The sequence below is a fragment of the Marinilabilia sp. genome, from assembly GCF_016278715.1.
Lineage (GTDB): Bacteria > Bacteroidota > Bacteroidia > Bacteroidales > Marinilabiliaceae > Marinilabilia.
Genome location: NZ_JADQBH010000161.1, coordinates 1 through 9,180 on the forward strand (window position 1 = coordinate 1; position 9,180 = coordinate 9,180).

The 9,180-nt window shown below is 43.3% G+C and carries 11 protein-coding genes; 10 read left to right on the top strand and 1 reads right to left on the bottom strand.

The genetic code is table 11. The features are described 5' to 3' along the window. Positions 1 to 11 precede the first annotated feature (11 nt). The gene (locus QZZ43_RS10285; RefSeq protein ID WP_291858654.1) at positions 12 to 1,745 is read left to right on the top strand and encodes a PEP/pyruvate-binding domain-containing protein; all 1,734 of its coding nucleotides are present in this window, start codon (positions 12 to 14) and stop codon (positions 1,743 to 1,745) included. A 69-nt stretch (positions 1,746 to 1,814) separates the two neighbouring features. On the opposite strand, the gene fabD is transcribed toward QZZ43_RS10285, so the two are convergent. Continuing rightward, the gene (gene fabD / locus QZZ43_RS10290) at positions 1,815 to 2,702 is read right to left on the bottom strand and encodes an ACP S-malonyltransferase (protein ID WP_291858657.1); all 888 of its coding nucleotides are present in this window, start codon (positions 2,700 to 2,702) and stop codon (positions 1,815 to 1,817) included. A gap of 290 nt (positions 2,703 to 2,992) precedes the next feature. Here fabD and rpsL point away from each other — a divergent pair, with 290 nt between their 5' ends. From rpsL to rpsS, 9 genes are all read left to right on the top strand, one after another. After that, positions 2,993 to 3,367 carry a 30S ribosomal protein S12 gene (rpsL, locus tag QZZ43_RS10295; RefSeq protein ID WP_291858660.1) on the top strand — a complete coding sequence of 125 codons (375 nt, stop codon included), beginning with the start codon at positions 2,993 to 2,995 and terminating at the stop codon, positions 3,365 to 3,367. 120 nt (positions 3,368 to 3,487) lie between these two features. Beyond that, positions 3,488 to 3,964 carry a 30S ribosomal protein S7 gene (rpsG, locus tag QZZ43_RS10300; RefSeq protein WP_291858662.1) on the top strand — a complete coding sequence of 159 codons (477 nt, stop codon included), beginning with the start codon at positions 3,488 to 3,490 and terminating at the stop codon, positions 3,962 to 3,964. A 27-nt stretch (positions 3,965 to 3,991) separates the two neighbouring features. Continuing rightward, positions 3,992 to 6,103, top strand: a complete 2,112-nt coding sequence (gene fusA / locus QZZ43_RS10305) for an elongation factor G (RefSeq protein WP_291858664.1) — start codon at positions 3,992 to 3,994, stop codon at positions 6,101 to 6,103. A gap of 21 nt (positions 6,104 to 6,124) precedes the next feature. Further along, a complete protein-coding gene (rpsJ, locus tag QZZ43_RS10310) occupies positions 6,125 to 6,430 on the top strand; it encodes a 30S ribosomal protein S10 (protein WP_010663220.1) in 306 nt (101 codons plus the stop codon). Positions 6,431 to 6,454: 24 nt separating this feature from the next. Beyond that, positions 6,455 to 7,072 carry a 50S ribosomal protein L3 gene (gene rplC / locus QZZ43_RS10315; protein ID WP_291858669.1) on the top strand — a complete coding sequence of 206 codons (618 nt, stop codon included), beginning with the start codon at positions 6,455 to 6,457 and terminating at the stop codon, positions 7,070 to 7,072. Then, positions 7,072 to 7,701 (top strand): 50S ribosomal protein L4, encoded by a 630-nt coding sequence (rplD, locus tag QZZ43_RS10320; protein WP_291858672.1) that lies wholly within the window; start codon positions 7,072 to 7,074, stop codon positions 7,699 to 7,701. The genes rplC and rplD overlap by 1 nt, the downstream gene beginning before the upstream one ends. Before the next feature lie 11 nt (positions 7,702 to 7,712). Next, on the top strand, positions 7,713 to 8,003 hold the full coding sequence (gene rplW / locus QZZ43_RS10325) for a 50S ribosomal protein L23 (protein WP_010663217.1): 291 nt from the start codon (positions 7,713 to 7,715) through the stop codon (positions 8,001 to 8,003). Positions 8,004 to 8,008: 5 nt separating this feature from the next. Continuing rightward, positions 8,009 to 8,833, top strand: a complete 825-nt coding sequence (gene rplB / locus QZZ43_RS10330) for a 50S ribosomal protein L2 (RefSeq protein WP_291858675.1) — start codon at positions 8,009 to 8,011, stop codon at positions 8,831 to 8,833. A 19-nt stretch (positions 8,834 to 8,852) separates the two neighbouring features. Beyond that, the gene (gene rpsS / locus QZZ43_RS10335; protein ID WP_291858678.1) at positions 8,853 to 9,122 is read left to right on the top strand and encodes a 30S ribosomal protein S19; all 270 of its coding nucleotides are present in this window, start codon (positions 8,853 to 8,855) and stop codon (positions 9,120 to 9,122) included. Positions 9,123 to 9,180: the final 58 nt, after the last annotated feature.

Below are 9,180 nucleotides of genomic sequence, written 5' to 3' on the forward strand. Positions count from 1 at the left end.
TTCCGATCTGAATGAGAGGTCGTGTGGTTCAGTTCGATCCAGCCACTGTCAACATGGATCGCTTTGTGATGCGAATCGGAGATGGTTCTTTTGGCGGGAAAGGGCGTGGACTGGCCTTTCTCAGTAATTTTATCGAAAATATTGATTTCAATTCCATTGTTCCCGATTTGAATGTTAAGATTCCGCCTACCACTATTATTGGAGCAGGGGAGTTTACCGCTTTTCTTGAGAAAAATAATTTTCAGAAGTCGGTTTATGATGAAAAAAACTATGAGGAAATAAGAAAACAATTCCTTTCGGCTCGCCTCAGTGATGAGGTGGTTCGAAAGTTGCGCCAGTATGTGGAGTATATGGAATCCCCATTGGCTGTGCGGTCATCCGGTTTGTTTGAAGACAGTTTGTTGCAGCCCTTTGCAGGTGTTTTTGCCACTTATGTTTTACCCAATAATGATCCCAATCCTGAAGTGCGTTTCGACCAACTTGCTTCTGCTGTTAAGTTGGTTTATGCATCTATTTTTAGTCCCACCGCCCGCGATTATTTTGATGCGGTACATTATAAAATTGATGAGGAAAAGATGGCGGTTATCATCCAAAAACTGATAGGACAAAAGACGCATGAACGATTTTATCCTCATGTAAGTGGAGTGGCCCAATCGTTTAACTATTATCCGTTTTCTTACATGAAACCTGAAGATGGGTTTGCTGTAATTGGAGTGGGGCTTGGAAAATACGTTGTTGGAGGAGAAAAAGCATGGCGTTTTTGTCCTCGATTTCCCAATCTTGAATTGAGTTCTTTGGGCGATCAAATTAAAGACTCGCAGGATTATTTTTATGCGGTAGATTTAGAGGATGACAGCTCCTCTCTAATTAATGATGGGGAAGATGCTTTTGTCCGTAAACTTAATATTTCCGAAGCCGAGGAAGATGGCAACCTGAAACATTGTGCCATGGTTTACGATATCAATAATGACAGACTTACTACAGACCATTCGATACGGGGCCCCCGAGTGGTGAATTTTGCCAATATTCTGAAATATGATTTGGTGCCTTTGCCCCATGCGCTTGATGTATTGCTGCGCTATTTTAGAGAAGCGATGGGGGCGCCTGTAGAAATTGAGTTTGCATTGGATCTGGATGCCGCTCCAAATGGTCATCCCACTTTGTGGCTCTTGCAAATAAAGCCACTGATACGACTAGAGAACCATATGGATGTTGATTTTAGTGAAGTAAAGGAAGACCGCATTGTTTTAAAATCGGATAAGGGGATGGGAAATGGACGATATGAGCACATTCAGGACATCGTATTTATGGATGTGGAAAAGTTTGACAGAACTAAAACCCGGGATATGGCTGCAGAAATGGCCGAACTTAATAAGAAGATGGAAGCGGAGGGGCGCGAATATGTCCTTATTGGTCCCGGACGTTGGGGAACACGGGATCCGTCAACCGGGATTCCGGTATACTGGTCTCAAATATCTAAGGCACGGGTGGTTGTAGAGATGGGACTGCCTGATTTCCCGCTGGATGCATCCCTCGGGTCACATTTCTTTCATAATGTAACCTCCATGAATGTAGGATACTTTTCCGTTCGCAGGGAAAGTGAACTCGAATATGTTGACTTGGATTTTCTTCAATCACAAACCCCTGTGGAGGATACCGGGTATTTTAAAGTCATACACTTTGAGAAACCGTTGACTGTTTTGATGGATGGTAAAACTCAAAAAGCTGTGGTGATGCGCAATTAGGATGGTACATTTATAAATTAAAACAGCCTTTTGAGCGACTCAAAAGGCTGTTTTCTGTTTTGTTATTTGCTATTGTAAATGACTGATTCCTTCTGCCTGGGCACTTCTGTCAACTTTTTTGATGAGTCCCTGAAGAACTTTCCCCGGCCCAATCTCAGTGAAGCGATCAGCTCCGTCGGCCAGCATGTTTTGAACAGTTTGCGTCCATCTTACTGGAGCTGTTAATTGCGAAACCAGATTGGCTTTTATGGTAGCCGGATCTGTTTGTGGCTTGGCATCAACATTTTGGTAAACGGGACAAACGGGAATTCTGAATTTCGTGTTTTCAATGGCTTCGGCCAGTTCTGCACGTGCAGGCTCCATCAGTGGCGAATGGAAAGCTCCGCCCACAGGAAGTTTTAATGCCCTTTTGGCACCTTTTTCTTTTAGAAGGTCGCAAGCCTTATCGATGCCTTCAAAGGTGCCTGAAATCACAAGCTGTCCGGGGCAGTTATAGTTGGCAGGAACCACCACGTCGTCAATGGCCTTACAAACCTCTTCAACCATTGCATCTTCCATACCCACAATGGCAGCCATTGTCGATGGCTTTATTTCACAAGCCTTCTGCATGGCCATCGCACGCTGTGATACCAGCTTAAGCCCATCCTCGAAAGAGAGTGCGCCGGCTGAAACCAATGCAGAAAACTCACCCAGAGAGTGTCCCGCAACCATTTCGGGCTGAAATTCATTGCCCAGGGTTTTGGCCAGAATAACCGAATGTAAAAAAATGGCCGGTTGGGTCACCTTGGTTTGTTTTAGATCTTCGTCTGTTCCCTCAAACATGAGATCCGTTATGCGGAAACCCAAAATTTCATTGGCTTTCTCAAAAAGTTCCTTGGCCATGGGATTGTTGTCATAAACATCTTTTCCCATTCCAACGTATTGGGCCCCTTGCCCGGGAAATACGTATGCCTTCATTTTTTTTTGATTTTGATGAATTTACAAATTTTCAGCTTGCAAATATACAATATTAATAGAGCCAACGGTGAACAACAATAGTCTAAATCTCATTAAAAGCATTTTTAACCAAATAATTACAAGATTTTTTCTCGTTGTATTAGGTATTTTTAATTGAAAATTAGTACTTTTGCACCGCTTTTTGTGTATAGGTACCAAAAATATTGAGAATCAGTGAGATTTTTAATGTAAAAAGACTACCTTTGCAACCCGTTTTAAGAGAGTATTTTAAGTTTAAAACAATTGTATATATGCCAACAATTCATCAGTTAGTAAAGAATGGACGCAAGAAACAGGTGGAGAAAAGTAAATCACCTGCATTGAATTCATGTCCGCAAAGACGTGGTGTCTGTGTAAGGGTTTATACCACAACACCAAAGAAACCGAACTCAGCCATGCGTAAAGTGGCCAGGGTAAGATTAACCAACGGAAAAGAGGTGAATGCCTACATTCCAGGAGAGGGTCACAACCTTCAGGAGCACTCAATTGTATTGGTGCGCGGAGGAAGAGTTAAAGACCTGCCTGGTGTTCGTTATCACCTGGTTCGCGGAGCACTTGATGCTTCCGGTGTTGAGGGGCGTACACAGCGTCGTTCCAAGTACGGAACAAAACGTCCGAAGAAGTAATTTTAGTTTCACTGTTTGGTCTTTGTTTATTGGTTTGTAAACAAAGGTTGAGTAAATGGTCGGGAGACCGTTGAAGACACGGATACAACCAATAAAAAAGCTAATAAACAAAAAGAAAAGATGAGAAAAAGTAAACCAAAGAAGAGGATTATTCTTCCCGATCCGAAGTTTAATGATACGGTGGTGACTCAGTTCGTAAATAACATGATGTTCGACGGTAAGAAGTCGATTGCTTATGGTATTTTCTACGACGCACTGGATCGTATTGCGGATAAAGCGGAAAAAGAGGGGAAATCTACCCTCGAGATGTTTAAGAAAGCATTGGAAAATATTACCCCTGCTGTTGAGGTTAAAAGCCGGCGCGTTGGTGGTGCTACATTTCAGGTTCCTACAGAAATTCGTTCTGACAGGAAATTATCTGTTAGTATGAAAAACCTGATTGCTTATGCCCGTAAACGTAGCGGAAAATCCATGGCCGAAAAGCTGGGTTCTGAAATTGTTGCTGCATACAATCAGGAAGGTGGAGCCTTCAAGAGAAAAGAGGACATGCACAAAATGGCTGAAGCAAACCGTGCATTTGCCCACTTTAGATTTTAAACTTAACTAAAAAAGGAAACCTTATATATGGCAAAGGCTGACTTAAGATATACCAGAAATATCGGAATTATGGCGCACATCGATGCCGGTAAAACAACTGCTACAGAGCGGATATTGTTTTATACCGGTATGACGCACAAAATCGGTGAGACGCACGATGGTTCCGCTACAATGGACTGGATGGAGCAGGAGCAGGAGAGAGGTATAACCATTACTTCCGCTGCCATTACAACCAACTGGAAATACAACGACGAGGAATATAAGATTAACATCATTGATACACCTGGACACGTTGACTTTACCGTAGAGGTAGAGCGTTCGCTCAGGGTCCTTGATGGTGCTGTTGCTGTGTTTTGCGCCGTTGGTGGTGTGGAACCCCAGTCTGAAACTGTATGGAGACAAGCCAACAAGTATGGTGTTCCCCGTATGGGTTTTGTGAATAAGATGGACCGTTCAGGTGCCAACTTCTTTGAGGTGGTTCGCCAGGTGAAAGAAGTGCTGGGAGCTAATCCCGTTCCTGTTCAGGTACCCATTGGTGCTGAAGAGGATTTTCGCGGAGTAGTTGACCTGCTCGAAAATAAAGCTGTTGTTTGGTTCGATGATGATGTGCTTGGTGCACGTTACGAACTTCAGGATGTTCCTGCCGATATGGTGGACGAAGTGGAAGAGTGGCGCGGAAAACTGATTGAATCGGTAGCTGAATATGATGATGCATTGATGGAGAAGTATTTTGAAGATCCTGAATCCATCACTAAAGAGCAATTGATTGAAGTGTTGCGTAAAGCAACTGTCGATATGAAGATTGTTCCCATGCTTTGTGGTTCGGCTTTCAAAAATAAAGGCGTTCAACGTCTGATTGATGCGATTGTCGGCTTCCTTCCTTCACCTCTTGATGTTGCAGCTGTTGAAGGTATTAATCCCAGAACCGGAAAAGAAGAGATTCGTCTGCCCGACGAAGATGCTCCTTTTACCGCGTTGGCGTTTAAAATTGCTACTGACCCCTTTGTTGGGCGTTTGGCATTTATGCGGGTTTACTCAGGAAGGATTGATGCAGGTTCTTATGTTTGGAACTCACGCACCGAGAAGAAAGAGCGCATCGCACGTCTTTACCAGATGAAGTCAAATAAACAGTTGCCCAAGGATAGCATCTCTGCAGGTGATATTTGTGCAGGTGTAGGATTTAAAGACATTCGTACCGGAGATACTTTGTGCGATGAGAAGCATCCAATTGCTTTGGAATCTATGGAGTTTCCGGAACCGGTAATCGGTGTTGCTGTGGAGCCCAAAAGTCAGAAAGATATGGATAAGCTGGGAACCGGACTTGCCAAGTTGGCAGAAGAGGATCCTACTTTCCGTGTAGAAACTGATGAAGAGAGCGGACAGACTGTTATTAGTGGTATGGGTGAGTTACACCTTGAGATTATCGTTGATCGTCTGAAACGTGAATTTAAAGTTGAATGTAACCAGGGACGTCCTCAGGTTAACTATAAAGAAGCAATTACTAAGACTGTTGATCACCGTGAAGTATTTAAGAAACAGACTGGTGGTCGTGGTAAATTTGCCGACGTTATTTTAAGGGTTGGTCCTGCCGATGAAGACAAAGAAGGTCTTCAGTTTATTGATATGGTAAAAGGCGGTAACATTCCTAAAGAATTCATTCCATCCGTTGAGAAAGGTTTTAAAGACGCTATGAAAAATGGTGTTTTAGCCGGATTTAATGTAGATAGCCTTAAAGTAGAGCTTCTTGACGGATCTTTCCACCCAGTGGACTCTGACCAGCTTTCGTTTGAAATTGCCGGTCGCCAGGCATTTAAATCTGCCTGTATGAAAGCCAAGCCTGTGTTGCTCGAGCCTATTATGAAAGTGGAAGTAGTAACTCCTGAAGATTATATGGGAGATGTTATTTCTGATTTTAATAAGCGTCGCGGACAGGTTGAAGGAATGGAATCCAAAGCCGGTGCCCGGGTGGTAAAAGCAAGAGTTCCGCTGGCCGAAATGTTCGGTTACGTTACTGCTTTGCGTACTATTTCATCCGGTCGTGCAACTTCCTCAATGGAATTTAGTCACTTCGAAGAAGTGTCTAAGAGCATTGCTACGGAAGTGGTTAAAGAGGCCAAAGGTAAAGTCGAATTATTATAGAAACCGTTCTCATCAACGATTATGAATCAAAAAATAAGAATCAAACTTAAGTCATACGATCACAATCTGGTAGACAAGTCTGCCGAAAAGATCGTTAAGACCGTAAAAACTACGGGGGCTGTTGTTAGTGGCCCAATTCCGCTGCCCACACACAAGCGGATTTTCACCGTTCTGCGTTCAACTTTCGTTAATAAGAAAGCACGTGAACAGTACGAATTGGCTTCATACAAACGTCTGATTGATATTTACAGTTCTACTGCAAAAACTATCGACGCGCTAATGAAGTTGGAACTTCCCAGCGGTGTGGAAGTTGAAATTAAAGTGTGATCTAATTATTTAAATCTTTAAGCAATGCCAGGATTAATTGGAAAAAAAATCGGAATGACTTCCGTTTTCAGTGCCGAGGGAAAAAATGTTCCATGCACTGTTATCGAAGCTGGTCCTTGCGTCGTCACCCAGGTCAAATCAATGGAGACCGATGGGTATGAAGCCATTCAGTTGGCTTTTGACGAAAAAAGAGAGAAAAGTACTACCAATCCTTTGAAAGGACATTTCAAAAAGGCAGGAACTTCTCCCAAGGCCAAGCTGGTTGAATTGAAAGAATTTGAAAAAGAACTGAACCTAGGTGATGTTGTAACAGTGGATCTTTTTGATGAGAACACATTTGTTGACATTACGGGTGTTTCCAAAGGAAAAGGGTTTCAGGGGGTTGTAAAACGTCATGGTTTTGCAGGTGTGGGTGACAAAACCCATGGTCAGCATAACCGCGGTCGCGCTCCCGGTTCTTTAGGTGCTTCATCGTATCCGTCAAGGGTATTTAAAGGCATGAAAATGGCTGGCCGTACAGGCGGTGACAATGTGAAAGTTGAAAACCTGAAAGTGATCAAAGTTATTCCCGAAAGTAACCTGTTGATGGTTAAAGGGTCTGTTCCTGGACCTAAGGGTTCATATCTAATTATTGAAAAGTAATGGAACTGAACGTAGTAGACATAAAAGGACAGGAAACCGGTAGAAAAGTGCAATTGCCTGACTCTGTTTTCGGTATTGAGCCTAATGATCATGCCATTTATCTGGACGTGAAGCAATATCTGGCCAATAACCGTCAGGGTACGCACAAATCGAAAGAACGTGCTGAAATCACCGGGAGTACTAGAAAAATTAAAAAGCAAAAAGGTACGGGTACAGCTCGTGCCGGTAGTGTGAAATCACCATTGTTTCGTGGTGGTGGCCGTGCATTCGGTCCCCAGCCTCGTAACTACCGCTTTAAACTGAATAAGAAACTGAAGCAACTGGCTCGTAAATCGGCTCTGGCATACAAAGCAAAAACAAATGCCATTGTAGTGGTCGAGGATTTCCATTTGGAAAGCCCAAAAACGAAAGAGTTTGTGAATATTCGTAAGAATCTGAAAGTTGACGCAAAGAGTTCCTTAGTTGTAGTTAAGGATCTTGATCGCAATGTTTATCTTTCGTCACGAAATGTTCCCAAATCAGAAGTAGCATCTACCGCTGGTCTTAATACATACAGTATTATGAAAGCGCAGTCGCTGGTTTTGGCCGAAAGCTCGGTTGAAGAAATCGCCCAACTTTTTAACGCTTAACAAATTAAGTCATGGAAGTAATAATTAAGCCAATAGTAACTGAAAGAATGACCTGGCTTGGCGATGCCCTGAACCGATACGGCTTTATTGTGGACAAGCGTGCCAACAAAATTGAGATTAAAAAAGCCGTTGAGGAAATGTATAGCGTATCTGTAACTGATGTAAACACAATGGTTTACGGAGGGAAGCTGAAAACCCGTTATACAAAAGGCGGTATCATCAACGGACGGACCAATTCTTTCAAAAAAGCAATTGTAACACTCGCCGAAGGAGATAAGATTGATTTCTTTAGCAATATTTAATTGACATGGCAGTAAGAAAATTAAAGCCCACAACACCGGGGCAGAGACACAAAATTATTGGTGCATTTGACACGATTACCTCAGGTGTACCAGAGAAGTCCTTATTGCGGCCTTTGACAAAATCCGGAGGACGTAACCATAGTGGTAAAATGACTATGCGTTACCTCGGAGGAGGCCACAAGAGGAAGTACCGGGTGATCGATTTCAAACGAAATAAAGATGGTGTTACCGCAACTGTTGATTCTGTTCAGTACGATCCCAATCGTAGTGCCCGAATCGCATTGCTGGTTTATGAAGATGGTGAAAAACGGTACATTCTTGCACCTAACGGGTTGCAGGTTGGACACAAAGTACAATCCGGAGCAGGTATTGCACCTGAAATCGGGAATACCCTTCCTTTAGGAGATATTCCATTGGGTACTATTGTGCACAACATTGAACTGCGTCCCGGTCAGGGAGGTGCAATGGCCCGTAGTGCCGGTACCTTTGCTCAGCTATCTGCTCGTGAAGGAAAATATGCCGTTGTGAAATTACCTTCCGGAGAATCGAGAATGGTGCTTACCACTTGTCGTGCCACTGTTGGTGCTGTAGGTAACTCCGATCATGCCCTCGAACAATCAGGTAAGGCCGGTCGCTCACGTTGGTTGGGTCGTCGTCCTCGTGTTCGTGGCGTTGTGATGAACCCGGTAGATCACCCGATGGGTGGTGGTGAAGGCCGCTCTTCCGGTGGACATCCAAGATCAAGGAATGGCGTTCTTGCCAAAGGTTACAAAACCCGCAACAAGAAGAAAGCCTCATCCAAGTACATTCTCGAAAGAAGGAAAAAGTAACCGGTTAATTGTTTGAATTATGAGCAGATCGTTAAAGAAAGGACCCTATATTCATTATAAGCTCGACAAGAAGGTTGGAGCTATGAATGAATCCGGCAAGAAGTCGGTCATTAAAACATGGGCCCGTGCATCAATGATTGCCCCTGAATTTGTGGGGCATACCATAGCGGTACACAACGGAAATAAATTTATTCCCGTGTATGTTACCGAAAATATGGTAGGACATAAATTGGGCGAGTTCGCTCCCACACGTACCTATAGAGGTCATGGTGGGAATAAGAAACGATAATCGCCCCCCAGTTTTAATTATTTAATGACAAAAAAATGGGTGCAAGAAAAAGATTAAG